Raw genomic sequence first — 19,095 nt, 5'->3', positions numbered from 1 at the left:
TTCTTGGAGATCAGAATGAACGTCCTGCTCAAGGATACGCCCCGTCCCGTTCCGGATATCCCGGCCTACAGCCCCTCCGGCAACGAATGCGCCCTGTTCGAGACGGCCTGGACGCGCCAGCTCCCGCTGCTCCTGAAGGGGCCGACCGGCTGCGGCAAGACCCGTTTCGTCAGCCACATGGCGGCAAGGCTCGGCTTGCCGCTCTCCACCGTCTCCTGCCATGACGATCTTTCGGCCGCCGACCTCACGGGCCGCTACCTCCTGAAGGGCGGTGATACGGTCTGGGTGGACGGGCCCCTGACCCGCGCGGTGCGTCAGGGCGGCGTGTGTTATCTCGACGAGATCGTCGAGGCGCGCAAGGACGTCGCCGTCGTGCTGCATCCGCTCACCGACGACCGGCGCATTCTGCCGCTGGAGCGCACCGGCGAGGTGCTGGAAGCGCCATCCGGCTTCATGCTCGTCGTCTCCTACAATCCCGGCTACCAGAACCTCCTGAAGGCGCTGAAGCCCTCCACCCGCCAGCGCTTCGTCGCCATCGAGTTCGATTTCCTGCCGAAACCCCAGGAAATCGCCGTCGTCGCCACGGAAAGCGGGCTGGACGAAGCGCAAGTCGCGCCGCTCGTCGCGCTGGCACACCGGTTGAGGGCGCTCAAGGGGCACGACCTGGAAGAGGGGGTCTCCACCCGCCTCCTCGTCTACTGCGCCTGCCTTATCGACAGCGGCATGACCATGCGCGAGGCGGTGCGGGCGGCGATGATCGAGCCGCTGACCGACGAGCCGGATGTCCGGGCCGCCCTTCTCGAAATCGCCGACGCGATGATCCGCTGAGGAACCGCCATGCTGGACTTCCTGGAGCTTGAGGAAACGGTCGGCCGGGCCTGGCACCGGCTTGTCGGCAATACCGGCACTTGGCCGCGCCATCCGGAGCATGCCGTGCGGCTGGAGGATGTCCGGCCGGTGCTCGCCGTCTGCTTCCGCGGCTTCGGCGGCGAGGGCGCGGTGCAGATCGCGCCCGCCCGCGGGCGCACCTCGGCGCATCGCCTGAGGCTACGCCAGCGCATGGGGCTCGGCGAGGAGAAGCTGGTGCAGCCCGGCCGCGACCATGCGACGCTGATGCTGCCCGCCGCGATCGACCTCTTCGCCGATCGCGGCCTCAACCGGGACCTTTATGTCTGGCTCGCAGCGACGATGGCGGTGATGCCGCTCGATCCGATTGTGGAGGGCGATCCGCTCCAGCGCGACCTTGCCATTCTCCAGCGGGCGGAGGCGACGGTAAAGGCGGTGCTTTCGGCCTTTCCGGGTCTTGCGCGTCGCTACCGGCGGCTTTCGGCCGCCACGCTTTCGGTGCGCCGCAGCCGGCCGCTTCCCTCCGTCGAGCGGCATGTGGAGAACCGCATCCTCAGCCTCCTGAGGAAGGGCGCCGGCCTTGCGGACGATACGCTGCCGGTCATCTTCCCGCACCGGGCGCCGGCCGGATACCTGCCGATGCTGCCTGTGCCGCTATGGCCGGATGCGCTCCTGCGCGAGGAGGGCGAGGGGCGCGGCGAGGAGGACCAGCCGGCGACGGGCGGTACGCCCGAGACCCCGGAGACCGGCCGCCATGTCGCGCTGCGCGAAAAGGCCGAGAACCGCAAGAACGAGCGCAGCCCCTTCATTCTCAACCGCTTCGAAAAGATCCTCGCCATGGCGGAGATGGTCAATGTTGACCGCCCCGGCGATGACAGCGACGACCACGATTCGAGCGCCGCCGACGAACTGGACGACATGACGCTCGGCGAGCGCAAGGGCCGCCCGTCCGCCCGCTTCCATTTCGATCTCGACCTGCCGCCGGAGGCGCTCGACCGTACGCAGCTCACCGGCGAGCACACCTATCCCGAATGGGATTTCCGTACGGGCACCTACCTGCCGGACCATTGCCGGGTGCTCGCCTCGCCGGCACCGGATATGGCTGCCGTGCCCGAGGCCGATGCCGACACGAAGAGCCTGATCCGCCGCGTGCGCCGGCAGTTCGAAGTGCTGCGGCCGCGCCACGAGATGCTGCGCGCGCAGCTCGACGGGGCAGAGTTGGATCTCGACGCCGTGGTGCGCGCCCGCAGCGACCTTGCCGCCGGCGGGCAGGGCAGCGACCGCATCCACCTGATGAGCCGGCCGCAGGCGCATGACCTTGCCGTCACCATCCTCGTCGACGTGTCGCTTTCGACGGACGCCTGGTTCGACAACCGCCGGGTGCTCGACGTGGAGAAGGAGGCGCTGCTGGTGCTGGCGCACGGTCTTGCCGCCTGCGGCGACAGCCACTCGATCCTCACCTTCACCTCGCGGCGGCGCTCCTGGGTGCGGGTCGAGACGGTCAAGGATTTCGGCGAGACGATGAACCATGCCGTGGAAGCGCGCATCGCGGCGCTGAAGCCGGGTTTCTACACCCGCATCGGCCCGGCGATCCGCCATGCGGCGGCAAGGCTGCGCGAGCAGCCGAACCGGCGAAAGCTCCTCCTGCTGCTCACCGACGGCAAGCCGAACGACGTCGACCACTACGAGGGCCGCTTCGCTCTGGAGGACAGCCGCCGGGCGGTGAACGAGGCGCGGCGCACCGGCGTCAGCGTGTTCGGGGTGACGGTCGACCGGGAGGCGCAGGCCTATGTGCCGGCCATCTTCGGCCGCAACGGCTATGCCATCGTCAGCAATATCGCTCGGCTGCCTGCGGCGCTGCCGGCGATCTATCGCGGTCTTGTCGGATAGAGGCGCGAGACCTGCGAGGAAGGGCCCGGCATGCCGCACCATGCCGGGCCCTTTTTGTCTCAAGCTGCCTTGCTGTGCGTGCGGGCCGACTGGTCGATATAGGCGTCGAAGGCGGCGGCGACCGCGCGGATGATGAAGCGGTGGTCCTGCTTCACCGTCACGGTGCCGCCGCGGATGTCGATCGCGCCATCCTCCGCAAGCGCCGCCAGCCGGGCATTGCCGTTAAGAAGCGGGGCCGCATCGAAACCGTGCCGCGCGGCGATGCTCGTCACGTCGACGCGGAAATCGCACATCAGGCGCTCGATGATCTCGGCGCGCAGCCGGTCCTCCGCCGTCAGCCGGTAGCCCTTGGCGGTGGCGAGGCGGCCGGAGGCGATGCGCTGGGCATAGAGGCCGGGCGGCACCTCGTTCTGCACGTAGCCTTCCGCCGTGCGGCCGATCGACGAGGCGCCGAAGCCGATCAGCGTGGTGCAGGCATCCGTCGTATAGCCCTGGAAATTGCGGCGCAGCCGGCCTTGCCGGGCGGCAACGGCAAGGTCGTCTTCCGGCAGGGCATAATGGTCGAGGCCGATGCGTACATAACCGGCGGCGGCAAGCGTTTCGGCGATCGCCTCGGCCTGCGCGCTGCGCATGGCGGCATCGGGCAGCGCGCGCTCGTCGATCAGCCGCTGGTGCTTCTTGAAGGAGGGGATGTGGGCATAGCCGAAGACGGCGAAACGCTCTGGCCGCATGCGGATCGCTGCCTGCGCGGTCGCGATGCAGGAGGCGACCGTCTGGTGCGGCAGGCCGTAGATGAGGTCGAAATTGATGCCGCTGATCCCGGCCTTGCGCAGCCGCTTAGCGGCCTCGGCCGTCTGCGCTTCGCTCTGGATGCGGTTGATCGCCTTCTGCACGACGGGATCGAAGCTCTGCACGCCGAGGCTCGCGCGGGTGACGCCCGCTGCGCCGAGCGCGACCGCCATCTCGGCGGAGAGGGTGCGCGGGTCGATCTCAACGGCGATCTCCGCGCCGCCGGCAAAGGCGAAGCGGGCGCGCAGGAGGCCGATCAGGTCGCGGAACTCCTCCGGCTGCATGATGGTGGGCGTGCCGCCGCCGAAATGCACATGGCGGATGATCGGCCGGCCGCCGATCGTCCCGGAGACGAGGTCGATCTCTTTTCGGAGCATGTCGATATAGTCGAGGATCGGCTCGTCGCGCTGGGTGATTGTCGTGTGACAGCCGCAGTACCAGCACATGGAGCGGCAGAAGGGGATGTGCAGGTAGAGCGAGGCATCGGTGCCGGGCTTGATGGCGGCAAGCCAGTCGCCATAGGTGCCGGTGCCGACGGTCGGCGAAAAGCCCGGCGCCGTCGGATAGCTTGTATAGCGCGGCAGCCGTGCCTCGCCGTATTTTTCGATCAGGGCCTGTTGCATGGCGCATTCCTTTGTCCGGGTGGATGAATGGGAGGAGCCTAGGGGCCGGGCCGGAGTGCTTCTTTGCGAAAAGCCAAGCAGCGGGACGTCGCGGCCGCGCATTTCCCGAATTGTTTGCGCAACGTCAAAGTGGCGGGCAGGTCGCGGGGTTAGCGTCGGCTGGTTCCGGTCGGTCGGGCCGTGCCTTCCGGAACGGGATCGGAGCGGCCGGGACGGAACAGAAAACCATGTCAGACGACCAGGCCAAGCCTTCCATCGATGTCCGCACCATTGCCCCGCGCGAGCGTCATCCGCGCATTTTCGGCATGCTCGGCGCGCTGCTTCCCGGTAAATCGATGCTGATCACCAGCGACCACGATCCGCGGCCATTGCACTACCAGCTCGAGACGAATTTCCCGGGCCAGTTCGGCTGGGACTATCTCGAACAGGGACCGGAGGTCTGGCGCGTCGAGATCGACCGGATCGAGGACCGCAGCTGCGATTGCTGCTGCGGCTCGGACCACTAGGCGGCAGACGGCACACGGCGAAGGGGAAACCTTATGCAGGGCGCGACGCTCTCCCGCTGGACCATGTCCTATTTCGCCCTGGCCTGTCTGATGCTCGTCATAGGACAGGGCCTGATGCTGGCGGGCTACGGCTATCCGACCGTCGCCGTCAGCGCGCCGGAAACCCTGGTGCTCGTCCATATCCTTGCGATCGGCTGGCTGAGCCTCCTGATGGCGGGCGCGCTCCTGCAGTTCGTGCCGGTGCTGATCGCCCGTCCGCTGGTCGGCGGGCGGTTCGCGGCGCCTGCCTTGCTGCTCATCGTTGCCGGGCTCTGCGCGCTGGTCGGCGGCTTCGTGGCGCTGTCCGGCGCCATCGACCTGCCACTCGCGCTCCTGCCCCTCGGGGGCGGATTGCTGCTGGCCGGTTTCGTCCTCCTCGCCGCCGTCCTCGCCGCCACGCTTCTTGCGGCGCGGCCCCTTCCGCTACCGGCGCGCTTCGTCGCCGTCGGGCTGTCGGCGCTCGTCGGCGCGGCCCTTGTCGGTTTCGCTTTCACGCTTGCCCTTTCCGGCACCAGCGACAATCTGTTGCTTGTGCGGCTCGTCGCCGACGGCGTGGATTTGCATGCGGCCCTGGGCCTTGGCGGCTGGCTGAGCATCACCGCGGTCGGCGTCAGCTACCGGCTGCTCGCCATGTTCCTGCTGGCACCTGAGACGGAGCGGCCGACGAGCCGCATAGTCTGGTGGGCGGCAAGCCTTGCCATCGGGCTTGTCACCGTCTGCATTCCGGTCGTCCTTCTCGCCGCCTCCGATGTGACGGCGCTTTTTGCCGCCGCCCTCCTTCTGACGCTCGCCGCGGTGCTGCTGTATGGCAGCGATGTCGTGCATCTCTACCGCTCGCGCAAGCGCAAGCAGGCGGAGCTGAACATCCGGGCGACGTTCGCTGCCTTTGGCGCGCTTCTATTGTCCGTCGCCTTGCTCAACCTGCCTGGCGTCCGTGCGGGCGAGGGGCTTGCGGCGGTCGTCTACCTTTTCGTCTTCGGCTGGCTGACGGGGCTGGGGCTTGCCCAGCTTTACAAGATCGTCGCCTTCCTGACATGGTTGGAGGCCTATGGGCCGGTGCTCGGCCGCGCGCCGGTGCCGCGCGTGCAGGATCTGGTCGATGAAGGACGCGGGCGTGTCCTGTTCTGGTTCTATTACGGCGCGGTGGCGGCGGCCACGCTCGCGCTTTTCGCGGAGGCTTCCGGCGTTTTTCGCGCGGCGGTCCTCGTGCAGCTGGCCGCGACGCTGGGTTTGATAGGAGAACTCATCCGCGCGCGCCGGCTTTGCATCGTGCCGAAAGCGCTGCGCGCGCCGGCCGGCATGGTGCGCCCCCATCTCTTCCTGCCTACATTTGTTTCAAGGAGATAACCGATGTCCGACGTCTCAAACGCCATCGCCCCCAAGACCCTCGACGTGCGGCCGATCCTGGAAAGCGGCGGCGAGCCGTTCCAGGCGATCATGGAGGCGGTGCAGTCGCTCGGCCCCGGGCAGGGGCTCCGGCTCTTCGCCACCTTCCGCCCCCAGCCGCTGTTCCGCGTCATGGCGAGCCGCGGCTTCGACCATGAGGCCCATGAGATCGAGGGCGGCGACTGGGAGGTCCTCTTCACGCCGCAGCAGGTGGTGGCACCCGTCGAAACCTCCGACAATGCGGATCGCCCTGAGACCTGGCCGGATCCCTCGCTTCATCTCGATCTCAGCGACCTCGATCCGCCCGAGCCGATGGTCCGCATCCTTGCGGCGGCCGAGACGCTCGGGCCGGGCGAGGTCCTCTTCGCGGTTCTTTCCCGCGAGCCGCTGTTCCTGTTCCCCGAACTGACGAAGCGCGGCCACCAGTGGGCCGGCAATTTCGACGAGACGGGTTCGGCCTACCGCATCCTCGTGCGGACCGGCCGGGCAAAGGCGTGATCCGATGGACGAGGACGAGAAGGCTGCGCTGACCGAGGCCATCCGCAATGCCCTGCGCATGATCATCGACCCGGAGATCGGCCGCAACATCGTCGATCTCGGCCTGATCTACGAGATCGCGGTGGAGGAGGGGGGCATCGCGCGCATAGCCATGACGACGACGACGCGAGGCTGCCCGGCAAGCGACTACCTCAAGGATGCCGTGAGCAACTGCGTCTGGTATGTGCCGGGCGTCGAATATGCCGAGGTGCGGCTGACCTACGAGCCGCCCTGGACGCCGGAGATGATAGTGGCGGAAGGCTAGGCAGAAAACGGCCCGGAACTGCTTCCGGGCCGTTTCGCGTTCAGAGCGGTGCGCGGCGCTTGCGCGCGAGGATCGGCGCATATTCCAGGCAGAAGAGCCCGAAGGCCGCGATCCAGAGAAGCCCGGAAGCGGCGTAGACGAGGTGGCTCGCCTCGGGAAAGACCTCGCCGAGCGGGCGGATGAGCGCGCAGAGGATCAGTGCGCCATAGGCGGTGACGGTGAGGCGCGAGGCCTGCAGTGGGCGGCCGGTATGGCCGAGGCTCGCCCGCGTCATGACGGCCAGCATCATGCAGGCGATGGCGCCGACCGAGAGAAGATGCAGCACGGAGCGCTCCTCCAGAAAACCGAGCGCGCTGAGGGCGATGGACGCGAGGCCGAGCGGCACGAAGGCATAGGCGACGTGCAGGACGACGAGCAGCTTTTCCGGCCGCGTCGTCCAACCACGCCAGCGGTGGAGGCGGATGCAATGCAGGAGGGCGGCGGCCAGGCCGAGGCCGGCGGTGCCGGGGTGCTCGGGCCCTAGCGTCCAGGCGGTGAGCGCGCCGACGCCGGCAAGGATGGCGACCATGTCGAAGCGGTTGTAGGGCACGGGAAAATCCGTGCGGCCGGACTTGTTGAGCCAGTTGCGGGTGAAGCTCGGCAGGATGCGGCCGCCGACGATCATCACCAGCACGACATAGGCGGCGACGGCAAGGCGGATCGCCATGTGGTCGTGTTCGCCGTCGATGGCCGCCACATGGAAGATGCCGTTGGCAACCGACAAGGCGAGGAGGCCGCCGAGTACCTTCAGGTCCTTCCACTTGCGCCCCGCCACGACCTCGCGCGTGCAGATGGCAAGCAGCGCCGGCAGGAAGAGCCCGTCGATGACGGCCGCCGCGGTCACGCCGATCGTGTCTGGCACGAGCAGTGCGATACGTCCGGCGCACCAGAGTGCAAACAGCGCGAAGAGCGGCCAGCCGGAGACGGGCAGGCGCCCGGTCCAGTTCGGCACCGCCGTCAGCAGGAAACCGGCGAGCACGGCGGAGGCGAAGCCGAACAGCATCTCATGGGCGTGCCAGTTGGGCGCGCCGTAATCGCCCCCAAGCTCGATATGCCCGGTGATCGCTGCGATCCACAATGTCATGGCGGCGACCGCCCACAGGCCGGCGCCGAGGAAGAACGGCCGGAAGCCATAGGAAAACAACACCGGGCCGGTGCGGGAAAGGCCGCGGGGAACGGCGCGGCTGATGCGCGTTGCGGGTTGGCTTGCGCTCATTTGGATCTGCTCCTTCGCATTTGTCAGCTCTTTCTAGGGCACCCGCGGGGCTCTTTCTTTGCGAGATGGCAAAGAGCAAATCAGCATCTGCCAAAATGCCGCAGCGGCCGGAAAGACCTGTTTGTCCCATCACAAAGAGGCCGGCGCGAATGCTCCTAGAACAGAGAGGACCGGGCGATACACCGCTCCGTCCTTTCAAAAGGAGAGAAACAATGACCGAGCAGTTTCAGATGACACGCCGCACAATCCTGGGCGGAGCCGCCTTTGCCGGCGTCCTGACGCCGATCATTGCGGCGTCGATGGCGCGAGCGGAAGGCGGCGCCATCGAGACAAATGCAGCCGCAACGGCGGCCGACATCGCCAAGCTGGAACGCGTGAAGGTCGAGCTGGTCAAGCCGCCCTTCGTTCACGCCCATACCCAGAAGGCCGAAGGCGGACCGAAAGTCTACGAATTCACCATGACGATCGAGGAAAAGAAGATGATCCTCGACGACAAGGGCACCGAGGTCCATGCGATGACCTTCAACGGCTCGGTTCCAGGGCCTCTGATGGTCGTGCACCAGAACGACTATGTCGAGCTGACGCTGATCAACCCCGACACCAACGAATTGCAGCACAATATCGACTTCCACTCGGCAACGGGTGCGCTCGGCGGCGGCGCGCTGACCGTGGTCAACCCCGGTGAACGCACGGTGCTGCGCTTCAAGGCCACCAAGGCCGGCGTCTTCGTCTACCACTGCGCACCTCCCGGAATGGTGCCCTGGCACGTCACCTCGGGCATGAACGGCGCCATCATGGTTCTGCCGCGCGAGGGCCTGACGGACGGGCACGGCAAGGAGCTGACCTATGACCGGGTCTACTATGTCGGCGAGCAGGACTTCTACGTGCCGCGCGACGCCGAAGGGAACTACAAGAAGTATGAGAGCGTCGGCGAATCGTATGCCGATACGCTCGAAGTCATGCGCACGCTGACCCCGAGCCACATCGTCTTCAACGGCGCCGTCGGGGCGCTGACCGGCGACAATGCCCTGCAGGCCAAGGTGGGCGAGAAGGTGCTGATCGTGCACTCGCAGGCCAACCGCGATACCAGGCCGCACCTGATCGGGGGGCATGGCGACTATGTCTGGGCGACCGGCAAGTTCCGCAACGTGCCGGACGTCGACCAGGAGACCTGGTTCATACCGGGCGGCACGGCGGGCGCTGCCTTCTACACCTTCGAGCAGCCCGGCATCTACGCCTATGTCAACCACAACCTGATCGAGGCCTTCGAACTGGGCGCCGCCGCCCACTTCACGGTCACCGGCGAGTGGAACGACGACCTGATGACCTCGGTCACGCCGCCGAGCGGCGCCTGACACCCTGAGCTGCCGGCATGCCCGTTCGTGAGGGCGGGCGTGCCAATGCGGGCCGCCGCCGGCGGCCCGGTCCGAAAGCGGCGCCCGTCCCGGACGCCGAACGATCGTCCGGGCGATGCGCAAGGAGGCCGTCATGGCTGCACTGACTTCGAAACCCGCCATTACCTGGACATCGCTCGCCCTTCCCGCGCTGCTCCTCGCCGCGCTTGCCGGCGGCATCGCGGTGAAGACGGACATTATCGGCGCTACACCCGCCGGTCCCGTGCTGGACGAGCCGATGACGGTGGAGATCGCGCCGCGCCGCTTCGAATACCGCGAGAGCGGCGAATTCTTCCGCAACGGCTTTGCCGTGGACGGGCCGGTCAAGACGGTCACCGTGCGGCGCCCGCTCACCATCATGAAATACCAGGTGAGCGCGGCCGACTACCGGCGCTGCGTCGCAGACGGCGCCTGCGCGCCGGCCGAACCCGGCTTCGTGCCGGCGGAAGCGGCCACGGCGCCGGCGACGGGCGTCAGCTATGACGATGCGATGGCCTATGCCGGCTGGCTGAGCGCCCGCACCGGCGAGATCTGGGCCCTGCCGAGCGACGAGGATCTCGCCTTCGCCGCCGGCACGCGCTTTCCCGACGATGCGCTCGGTGTCGACATCAACAGCACCAATCCGGCCGAGCGCTGGCTTGCGGACTATCGCCGAGAGGCGGCGCGCAAGGCCTCGCGCGATCCCGTTCCCCAGCCGCTCGGCCGCTTCGGCGAAAACGAGTTCGGCCTTGCCGATTTCGCCGGCAATGTCTGGGAATGGACCGCGACCTGCCACCGGCGCGTCAATCTGGACAAGGCGGGCCGGGTGGTGAACGACGTGTCGTCGTGCGGCATCTACATTGCCAGCGGCAAGCACCGGGCGGCGATGAGCTCGTTCGTGCGCAACCCGAAGGGCGGCGGCTGCGCCGTCGGCGTGCCGCCGGACAATGTCGGCTTCCGCCTCGTCAAGGACACGCGCTGGTATGCGCCCCTGCTCGTTGCCTTGAAGGAAAAGGGGTTTTCTTTCTGACGGGGATGTTCAAACTTTCAGGTGGCGGCATGGCGTGATAGAAGCCGGTAGCTTTCACGCGAGAGGGATTTGGCTGTGAAGATCGACCGGACCGTCGTCCGCTCGCTTGCCCTGTTCGACAGGATGAGCGACGAGGACCTCGACAGGCTGCTGACCCATGCGACGGCGCGCCGCGTGGCACAGGGCGACGCCATCTTCGAACAGGGCCAGCAGGCGTCGAGCTTCTTCCTCCTGCTGCATGGCCGGCTGAAGGTGACGCAGGTGACGGAAGACGGCCAGCAGATCATCGTTCGCGTCGTGCATCCCGGCGACCTCTTCGGCTTTGCCAAGGCGCTGCAGCGCACGGACTATCCGGGCACCGCGCGGGCGGCGACGGAAAGCGTCATCCTCGGCTGGCCGACGGATCTCTGGCCGCATTTCGTCGAGCAGAACCCCCGCCTTGCCGTCACGGCCATGCAGACGATCGGCCAGCGGCTGGAAGAGGCCCATACCCGTATCCGCGAGATGTCCACGCAGGAGGTAGAGCGCCGGGTGGCGCATGCCGTGCTTCGCCTGTCCCAGCAGGCCGGGCGGAAGGAAGAGGCCGGTATCCGCATCGACTTCCCGATCTCGCGGCAGGATATCGCCGAGATGACCGGCACGACGCTGCACACGGTCTCGCGCATTCTCAGCGCCTGGGAGGCACGCGGCCTCGTCGAGGGCGGGCGGCAGAAACTGCTGATCCGCGACATGGCAGGACTTTCGGCGCTTGCCGAGGGCGCGCGCGAATAGGCGCCACTTGCGGGCGCGCTTCTCCTAGCCCAGGGTCCGCGTGACGTCGGCGAAGGTTTCCTCGAGCACGGCGATCAGATGATCGGCGTCCCGCTTCGAGAAGATCATCGGCGGGCGCATCTTCAGGACGTTGTCATGCGGCCCTTCCGTTCCCATGAGCACGCCGCGGCGGCGGGCACCGTTGGAAACGGCGCGGGCGAACTCGGTGGCGGGCGCCTTCGTCCTGCGGTCGGTGACGAGCTCGATGCCGAGGAAGAGGCCGAGGCCGCGCACGTCGCCGATCACATCGTATCGCGCCTGCATGGCGCGGAAGGCATCCATCAGATAATTGCCGATGGCCAGCGCATTGCCGCGCAGGTCCTGGCCTTCGATGACATCGAGCACGGCAAGGCCGACGGCGCAGGAAACCGGGTTTCCGCCGAAGGTGTTGAAATATTCCATGCCGTTGTTGAAGCTGTCGGTCACCGCGCGGGTCGTCACCACCGCGGCCATGGGATGGCCATCGCCGATCGGCTTGCCCATGGTGACGATATCGGGCACGACGCCCTGCGTCTCGAAGGCCCACCAATGGCTGCCGACGCGGCCGAAGCCGACCTGAACCTCGTCGGCGATGCACACGCCGCCCGCCGCGCGCACCAGCCGGTAGACCTCCTTGAGGTAGCCTTCGGGCAGGAAGACCTGGCCGGCGACGCTCGGAATGGATTCGGCGATGAAGAAGCCGGGGCCTTCGCCCCTGGCCTGCATGCCGGCGATCAGCTCCGCGACGCTTTCGGCAAAGCGCTTGCCGTGCTCCTCGACCGGCCAGTCGTCGGGCGCGCGGTAGCTGTCCGGAACGGCCGCGACATGGACATGGGGCTTCGGCCCCTTGCCGCCCTTGCGGCGGAACTTGTAGGGGCTGATGTCGATCAGTTCCTGCGTCGTGCCGTGATAGGACCAGTCGAGCGTGATGGCGTTCTCGCGGCCGGTATGCGCCCGCATCAGCCTGAGCGCCAGGCCGTTGGCTTCCGATCCGCTGTTGACGAAGCCGGCGACCGTCAGTTCCTTCGGCAGCGTCGCCGTCAGGCGCTCGGCATAGGCGACGATGTTGTCGTGCAGGTAGCGGGTGTTGGTGTTGAGTGTTTCCGCCTGCTTCGCCATCGCCTCCACCACGACCGGATGGGCATGGCCGATGTGGCAGACATTGTTGAAGCAGTCGAGATAGGCACGGCCGCTGTCGTCGATCAGGAAGACGCCTTCGCCGCGCACGAACTTGATCGGCTTGTCGTAGGAGATGGAAAGGTTCGGCAGGAGCAGCTCGCGCCTGAGCTTGACGATCTCCTCATGCGAGCGGCCGTGGCGTTCGTAGAACTCCCCGGCGATGCCGGCAAAGGTGCTGGCATCGGGGAAGAGCTCCGCCCAGACGTCGAGATAGCGGGCCTCGCCGACGCCGAGGATTTCGGTGGCGGAGAGATTGGTGTCGGTGGAGAGCTGGAGATGGAGATGCGGCGCCCAGCCGCCGTTTTCCATGGGTAGGCCCATCTCGCCGACGAGTGCGCCGGCTTCCAGCCGTTCGCCGGCCTTCAGGCGGCCCGTCGCCTCATGGGCGAGATGGCCCCAGAGGCTGGTAAAGGGCGGGCAGCCTTCCGGTTCGTGGCGCAGTGCGATCAGGCAGCCGTAGCCGAGCGGCTCCTTCTCGATCTCGACGCTGACGACGATCGCCGGCAGCGGCGTGAAGACCTTCGTGCCGGCGGACATGAAGAGGTCGAGGCCGAGATGGCGGGTGCGGCGCGTCTTCTCGATGAAGCGCGAGACGAACATCTCGCCGGCATAGACGGTGCGCTCCTCGCCGAAGGGACCGATGCCGAGTTCGATGCCGTTCTCGCGGCAATGGGCCTCCCAGATCGCCTGCGCCGCGTCCGGTTGCCCGGCGGCGGACGTGACGGTCATCGGGTGGGCCGGGTCACCGTAGGGGACAAGGGCTGCCGGATAGGTCGCGGCCGGGCGCTCCAGCAGGGGGGCGAGCGCCTTGCGGTTCCTCGCGATCCAGCCGGCGACGGCGCGGGCGCCCGGCGCGGCCTCGAAGCCGCAGGCCTTGCGCAGGATGGCGGTGGCGAAACGCGGGTTCATGCGGTCGAGCTTGCGCAGCAGCGTCCAGGCCGGGCGCTCGCTGATGGCGAGATACGGGTTGTCATGCGTGTGGCTGCGGCGCGAGGCGGAGATCGTCACGGACGTGACGAGGCGGATGGCGATGAGGTCGTAGAGAAGATCGATCTCCTCTTCCTGCAGCGGATATTCGGCATGAAAACCGCTGGCAATGGCAGCGGCCGCGCCGATCGGGTCGGCATGGTCGAGGCCGGCATAGGCGGCGGCGATGGCGACCTCGGCGATGACGGGCGCATGCAGCGCATCGCCGAAATCGATCAGGCCGGAGATCCGGTCGGCATCGCCATTGTCGACGAGCACGTTCCAGTCGTTGGCGTCGTTGTGGATCACCGCGGCGCGCAGCATCGCAAGGCGCGGGGCAATGGCGGCGAAACGCGTAAGGAAGCGTTCGAGCAGCGCCCGGTCCTCGGCGGCGGCGACATGCTGCAGGCGCCCGGCGGAGCGGCCGGCATGGCGGATGTCCCAGTCGAGATCGCGCAGGGCGCCCGGATGCATGAAGCCCTTCAGCGCCGCATCGAAACGGCCGAGCATGCGGCCGAGGGCGTGGAGCGCGGCATCGCTGCGTTCCGTCTCGGCGAGCGGCCTGCCTTCGACCCAGCTGACCAGCCGGATGCGATGGCGCACGCCATGCGGCCCGGTGGTGGAGGCAAGGCTCGCGCCGGACAGCGCCGGGCGGATATGCGGCACCGGCAGGTCGCCGGCATTGGCGCCGAGATGGGCGAGCAGCGCCGTCTGGAAATCGCTCTCGACCTCAGGCTCCGCGGCGTTGACGATCTTCAGGATGAAGGTCCCCTCCGCCGTCTCCACCTTGAAATTCTGGTCCCGTTCGCTGGCCAGCGGCGAAAGCATGCCGGAAAGGCCGTAGTGCTCGGCAAGCAGCGCGGCGGCGGCGTCGATGGAGAAATCCGGGGTCGTCTTCAGCATGTCGTTCATGGTCATCCTCGTTCCTGCCGGAAGAGTTGCATGGACGGCGCGGCGGCGCATCCGGCATTATGCCGGTTGTGCCGGCACTCTGTTTATAATAACCGTCATCTTGTCGGCGTGTTGTTAGGAGGAGCCATGCAGGATACGGACGCCATCGATCGCACGATCCTCAGCATCCTCTCACGCGAAGCGCGCATTCCGATGAAGTCGCTGGCGGGACGGATCGGCCTTTCGCGCAGCGCCACCACCGAGCGTGTCAGCCGGCTGGAAAAGGCCGGGATCATCCGCGGCTACCGGGCGGATATCGGCCAGCTCGACGACGGGCAGATCCAGGCCTTCCTGCTCGTCACCCTCAAGCGCACGCCCTCGATCGGCGTGCTCGACCGCCTCGCCGGCTTTTCCGCGGTGCGCAAGGTCTCCTCGGTCAGCGGCCAGCTCGATCTCGTGGTGGAGGTGGAGGTCGGCTCGATCAATGCGCTCAACGAATTGCGCAACGAGGTCTCGACCATGGACAATGTCGAGGATCTGACGACCTCCATCGTGCTCCGGCGTGATATCGAGCGGAGCTGATCCCGGCGTGCCTGGCTGCCGCATGCGTGCGGCTCCGGCGGCGGACTGTTTTCTTTCGGCCCTCCGTCGCCTATGAATCAGGCGACCCGAAAGCTTAGATCCAGCAAGGAAACCAGGTGGACGTACATCCTCAACCGCCGCTGATCGCGCGAATCCGCTCGCATGCGCCAACGATGACCCGGGCCCTGGAACGGGTCGCCGCCTTCGTGCTTGCCGATCCGCAATCCGTTCTCTTCAAGAGCATAACGGAGCTTGCCGAAGAGGCGCAGTCCTCCGAGGCGAGCGTCATCCGCTTCTGCCGCGAGCTCGGTTACCCCGGCTTCCAGAACTTCAAGCTGGCCCTGGCGCATGAACTTGCGACCTTGCAGCAGCCCGTCTCCACGGCGACGCCTGGGGATGTCGTGCAGGAACTCGTCGAAACGGCGCGCATCGCGCTCGACGAGACGCAGCGGCTGCTCGACCGCAAGGTCATTGCGGACGTGTCGTCGTTGCTGCTGTCCGCCCGCCATGTCGAGATCTTTGGCGTGGCGGCCTCCGCCATCACGGCGCAATATCTCGAATACAAGCTCGCCCGGCTCGGCATTTCCGCCCATATCGCCCGGGATTCGCATCTTGCCACCATGGCCTCGGCGACAGCGGCGGCCGCCGACCTCTATATCCTCGTCTCCACCTCCGGCTCGACCATCGACACGCTGCGCGTGGCGGAGAATGCCCATGCGCGGGGCGCGCGCATCGTCGGCATCACCAACCGGACGAAGAGCCCGCTCGCGGCGATCTGCGATTTCGTGCTGCTCGCCTCCTCGCCGGAAACGCCGCTGACCGGGGGAGCCTTCCAGTCGAAGATTAGCCAGCTCCTGATCGTCGATGCCATCGCCAGCACCATCACCAAACTCGATCCGGCACGGCTGGAGACGATCAAGGACACGGCGGAGAGCGTCAGTGACCGCAACATCTGAAGATAAGTTTTGAAGATAATCTTCATATGAAGAAAATTATTGACGATTTCCATCAAAGACCGTAACGTCCCTTCCATTCAGGGAGATGCGGTGTTCATGGACATCATGGAAACAATGCGGGGCCGGCTCGTCGTGTCCTGCCAGGCGGCGGAAACGAGCCCGCTCCATGCCACGGAGCATATCGTGGCGCTCGCCCGGGCGGCGGCTCTCGGCGGCGCGGCGGGCGTGAGGATCGAGGGCGTGCGCAACGTGCAGGCCGTTCGCGGCGCCATCGACCTGCCGATCATCGGCATCACGAAGATCGCCCAGCCGGGCTCGGACGTCTACATCACGCCCTCGCTGGAAGACGTGCGCAGCCTTGTGGCCGCGGGCGCCGATGTCATCGCCTTCGATGCCACCGACCGGCCGCGCCCCGTGCCGGTTGCCGATATCGTGTCGGAGATTACGCGGCTGGGGAAGGCCAGCATGGCCGATGTCAGCACGCTCGCGGAGGCCCGGCAGGCCATTGCCGCCGGTGCGGATTTCGTGGGCACCACGCTTTCCGGCTACACGCCCTATACCGCAGGCACGGCCGCCCCGGATTTCGCGCTGATGGGCGACCTTGCGCAGGCCGGTATCGCCTTCGTCGCCGAAGGGCGCATCTGGGAGCCGGAGCAGGCGCGGCGCGCCCTCACGCTCGGCGCGGCCTTCGTCGTCGTCGGCTCGGCAATCACCCGGCCCGACGAGATCACCCGGCGCTTTGCTGACGCGCTTGCCGGCTGACGGCCCCGATATTTTGGAGGATGACATGATCAAGACAGCAAAAGTGGCCGTCATCGGTGCCGGGTTCATGGGCTCGATGCATGCCTCGATCTTCGCGAGCGATCCGCGGGCGGAGCTGGTGGCCATCGTCGACCGCGACCGCGCCCGGGCGCAGGCGGTGGCCGACGGGCTCGGCGGCGGCATCCGCGTCTATGGCTCGCATGAGGAGCTGCTTTCGGCCGAGACGCTCGACCTCGTCAGCATCTGCACGCCGGATCACCTGCACCTCGAGCCCGCGCTCGCGATCGCCGCAAAGGGCGTCAACCTCTTCATCGAAAAGCCGATCGCCTCGACGCTGGAGGATGGCCGGCGGATCGTTGACGCGTGCAAGGCGGCGAATGTGAAGCTCGGCGTCGGTTACCTCCTGCGCTTCGACCCGCGCTACTACAAGGCGCGCGAGTTGATCGAGACCGGCAGGATCGGCACGCCGATCCATGTCTATGCAAGGCGCAACAGTGCCCGCACGGAAGGGCCGAAGCGGTATGCCGGCACCCTGCCGCTCGCCATGCACGTCACGGTGCACGATGTCGACATGGTGCTCTGGATGCTCAAGGGCCAGACGCCGGTCACCGCCTATGCGCAGCAGACCGAGATCCTGCTCGGCGAAATGGGCACGCAGGACACGATCGCCGGCGTCGTGCGCTTTTCCGGCGGCACGGTGGTGACGTTCGAAAGCGCCTGGTCGCTGCCGGCGGGTGCGCGCCACATGATCGACGCACGCCTCGAAATGATCGGCACGGAAGGCTCCTTCGAGGTGCAGTGCGGCGACAGCGGCCTCTACTTCGCCGACAACCAGGCCTCGCGCGAGATCGACACCCAGCACTGGCCGGAGATCGGCGGCAGGGTCGGCGGTGATCTCCGCCTCCAGCTCTCCAGCGTGCTCGAATGGATCGGCGGCGCCGAATGCCAGGTCGCGACCGGTGAGGAGGCGCTCCTGTCGCTGGAATTGACTCAGGCGCTCGTGCGCTCGGCTGATACCGGCGAGGTGCAGCGGTTCTGAACGCGACAGAAATTCAGGGAGATACAGCGCGTCTCGGCGCTGCGAAGTGCGACTGACGGCTCGTTGACGAGCGACATTCAAAAGGGGAACGACATGAAAAGACGTCACTTCATTGCATTTGCGCTTGCACTGTCCTCGTCCGTGGCCGCATCGGCCTTCGCGCAGGATGCGGACCAGCCCTACAAGGGAACCCGTCTCGCCGTGCTGATGGAAGGCCATCCGACGACGGACGGCATCCAGGCGCTGCTGCCGGAATTCACCGCGGCGACCGGTATCGAGGTCGAACTCGAAGTGGTGCCGGAATCCGACATCACGGCAAAGATGCTGCTGGAGTTTTCCTCCGGTTCCGGCCGCTACGACGTGGTCCAGAACAACATCATCTACATTCCGGGTTTCCTGAAGGCCGGCTATATCGCGCCGCTCGACGAGCTCGCGGGCAAGTTCCCCGCGGACTACGACAAGGCGGACTTCGTGCCGGGCTATCTCAACACCAACATCGTCGACGGCAAGCTCTACGGCCTGCCGGTCTATGGCGAAAGCACCTTCCTGATGTACCGGAAGGACCTGTTCGAAGAATACAGCATCGCTCCTCCCAAGAGCTTTGGCGAGGTGACGGCGGCCGCGAAGACGATCAAGGAAAAGTCGAACGGCGCGGTCGCCGGCATCACCATGCGCGGCGCGCAGGGCATCCAGAACGTCTATGTCTGGGCCGGCTGGCTGTGGGGCTATGGCGGCGAGTTCATCACGGCGGACGGCAAGTCGGCGCTCGGCACGGACGAGGCCGCCGCCTCGCTCGACGCCTTTGCCAGCGTGCTGCGCGACTATGGACCGGTCGGCGTCGCCAATTTCGGCTGGGAGGAGAACCGCGTGCTCTTCCAGCAGGGCAAGGCCGGCATGACGATGGACGCCACCGTCAACGGTGCGTTCAACGAGGACCCGTCCATCTCGTCCGTCGTCGGCAAGGTCGGCTATGTGCCGGTGCCGGTTGAGACCGACACGCTGAAGGGCGGCTCCTCCTCGCTCGCCGTGCACAGCCTCTACATTTCCGAGGCCTCGCAGAACAAGGAGGCGGCCTGGCTCTTCGCTTCCTGGGCGACGGCCAAGGAACAGCAGATCAAGTCCTTCGCCCTCGCGCCGAATTCCGGCGTGACCTCGCTCGCCGCGCTGAATTCGGAGGAGTTCGCCAAGCGCTACGGCGCCTTCAAGGACGCCATGCTCGCCTCCATCAATGCCGGCAATCCGCAATACCTGCCGACCGTCGAGGCCGCCAACGAGGTCATCAACAATGCCGGCATCGCCGTCTCGAAGGTGCTGGCCGGCACGGCATCGGCCAAGGATGCGCTCGCCGAGGCCAATGCGGCGAACGACGCCGCGCTCAGCCGTTGAGAACAA

Annotated in this window: 17 protein-coding genes; 14 read left to right on the top strand and 3 right to left on the bottom strand. The window is 66.9% G+C overall.

Annotation, left to right across the window (positions count from 1 at the left end):
* The first annotated feature begins 15 nt into the window (after positions 1-15).
* Positions 16-828 carry a CbbQ/NirQ/NorQ/GpvN family protein gene (locus tag AABQ55_RS22995; protein ID WP_272806732.1) on the top strand — a complete coding sequence of 271 codons (813 nt, stop codon included), beginning with the start codon at positions 16-18 and terminating at the stop codon, positions 826-828.
* A gap of 9 nt (positions 829-837) precedes the next feature.
* Complete coding sequence (locus AABQ55_RS22990; protein ID WP_272806731.1) at positions 838-2,736, top strand: nitric oxide reductase activation protein NorD; 1,899 nt, start codon at positions 838-840, stop codon at positions 2,734-2,736.
* A 59-nt stretch (positions 2,737-2,795) separates the two neighbouring features.
* Here the strand turns inward: AABQ55_RS22990 and hemN are convergent, their stop codons facing one another.
* Positions 2,796-4,148 (bottom strand): oxygen-independent coproporphyrinogen III oxidase, encoded by a 1,353-nt coding sequence (gene hemN / locus AABQ55_RS22985; protein WP_272806730.1) that lies wholly within the window; start codon positions 4,146-4,148, stop codon positions 2,796-2,798.
* A 227-nt stretch (positions 4,149-4,375) separates the two neighbouring features.
* On the opposite strand from hemN, the gene AABQ55_RS22980 reads away from it, so the two are divergent.
* The 4 genes from AABQ55_RS22980 to AABQ55_RS22965 are packed head-to-tail and all read left to right on the top strand — an operon-like array spanning position 4,376 to position 6,881.
* Entirely contained in the window at positions 4,376-4,654 is a 279-nt protein-coding gene (locus tag AABQ55_RS22980) for a DUF2249 domain-containing protein (protein WP_272806729.1), read from the top strand.
* A 33-nt stretch (positions 4,655-4,687) separates the two neighbouring features.
* Positions 4,688-6,040, top strand: a complete 1,353-nt coding sequence (locus AABQ55_RS22975) for a hypothetical protein (RefSeq protein ID WP_272806728.1) — start codon at positions 4,688-4,690, stop codon at positions 6,038-6,040.
* Positions 6,041-6,043: 3 nt separating this feature from the next.
* Positions 6,044-6,577: a DUF2249 domain-containing protein gene (locus AABQ55_RS22970; protein ID WP_272806727.1), complete on the top strand. Its 534-nt coding sequence runs from the start codon at positions 6,044-6,046 to the stop codon at positions 6,575-6,577.
* 4 nt (positions 6,578-6,581) lie between these two features.
* Complete coding sequence (locus AABQ55_RS22965; protein WP_272806726.1) at positions 6,582-6,881, top strand: metal-sulfur cluster assembly factor; 300 nt, start codon at positions 6,582-6,584, stop codon at positions 6,879-6,881.
* A 40-nt stretch (positions 6,882-6,921) separates the two neighbouring features.
* On the opposite strand, the gene AABQ55_RS22960 is transcribed toward AABQ55_RS22965, so the two are convergent.
* On the bottom strand, positions 6,922-8,136 hold the full coding sequence (locus AABQ55_RS22960) for an NnrS family protein (protein ID WP_272806725.1): 1,215 nt from the start codon (positions 8,134-8,136) through the stop codon (positions 6,922-6,924).
* 212 nt (positions 8,137-8,348) lie between these two features.
* Between AABQ55_RS22960 and nirK the strand changes: the two genes are divergently transcribed.
* From nirK to AABQ55_RS22945, 3 genes are all read left to right on the top strand, one after another.
* Positions 8,349-9,491 (top strand): copper-containing nitrite reductase, encoded by a 1,143-nt coding sequence (nirK, locus tag AABQ55_RS22955; protein ID WP_272806724.1) that lies wholly within the window; start codon positions 8,349-8,351, stop codon positions 9,489-9,491.
* Positions 9,492-9,624: 133 nt separating this feature from the next.
* On the top strand, positions 9,625-10,539 hold the full coding sequence (locus AABQ55_RS22950; RefSeq protein WP_272806723.1) for a formylglycine-generating enzyme family protein: 915 nt from the start codon (positions 9,625-9,627) through the stop codon (positions 10,537-10,539).
* A 75-nt stretch (positions 10,540-10,614) separates the two neighbouring features.
* On the top strand, positions 10,615-11,310 hold the full coding sequence (locus AABQ55_RS22945; RefSeq protein ID WP_272807523.1) for a Crp/Fnr family transcriptional regulator: 696 nt from the start codon (positions 10,615-10,617) through the stop codon (positions 11,308-11,310).
* A 24-nt stretch (positions 11,311-11,334) separates the two neighbouring features.
* Here AABQ55_RS22945 and AABQ55_RS22940 read toward each other — a convergent pair whose 3' ends face one another.
* Positions 11,335-14,385, bottom strand: a complete 3,051-nt coding sequence (locus tag AABQ55_RS22940) for an aminotransferase class III-fold pyridoxal phosphate-dependent enzyme (protein WP_272807522.1) — start codon at positions 14,383-14,385, stop codon at positions 11,335-11,337.
* A gap of 126 nt (positions 14,386-14,511) precedes the next feature.
* On the opposite strand from AABQ55_RS22940, the gene AABQ55_RS22935 reads away from it, so the two are divergent.
* From AABQ55_RS22935 to AABQ55_RS22915, 5 genes are all read left to right on the top strand, one after another.
* On the top strand, positions 14,512-14,946 hold the full coding sequence (locus tag AABQ55_RS22935; RefSeq protein ID WP_064331380.1) for an Lrp/AsnC family transcriptional regulator: 435 nt from the start codon (positions 14,512-14,514) through the stop codon (positions 14,944-14,946).
* A gap of 116 nt (positions 14,947-15,062) precedes the next feature.
* Positions 15,063-15,902 (top strand): MurR/RpiR family transcriptional regulator, encoded by an 840-nt coding sequence (locus AABQ55_RS22930; RefSeq protein WP_336314389.1) that lies wholly within the window; start codon positions 15,063-15,065, stop codon positions 15,900-15,902.
* A 96-nt stretch (positions 15,903-15,998) separates the two neighbouring features.
* The gene (locus AABQ55_RS22925) at positions 15,999-16,664 is read left to right on the top strand and encodes an N-acetylmannosamine-6-phosphate 2-epimerase (protein WP_272806722.1); all 666 of its coding nucleotides are present in this window, start codon (positions 15,999-16,001) and stop codon (positions 16,662-16,664) included.
* Positions 16,665-16,689: 25 nt separating this feature from the next.
* Positions 16,690-17,703 (top strand): Gfo/Idh/MocA family protein, encoded by a 1,014-nt coding sequence (locus AABQ55_RS22920; RefSeq protein WP_272806721.1) that lies wholly within the window; start codon positions 16,690-16,692, stop codon positions 17,701-17,703.
* A 93-nt stretch (positions 17,704-17,796) separates the two neighbouring features.
* Entirely contained in the window at positions 17,797-19,089 is a 1,293-nt protein-coding gene (locus AABQ55_RS22915; RefSeq protein ID WP_272806720.1) for an ABC transporter substrate-binding protein, read from the top strand.
* Positions 19,090-19,095: the final 6 nt, after the last annotated feature.

The organism is Shinella sp. WSD5-1 (assembly GCF_963942435.1).
Classification (GTDB): Bacteria; Pseudomonadota; Alphaproteobacteria; order Rhizobiales; family Rhizobiaceae; genus Shinella; species Shinella yambaruensis.
Note: the sequence above shows the minus strand (reverse complement) of the source record. Positions and strands in the feature narration are given on the sequence as shown.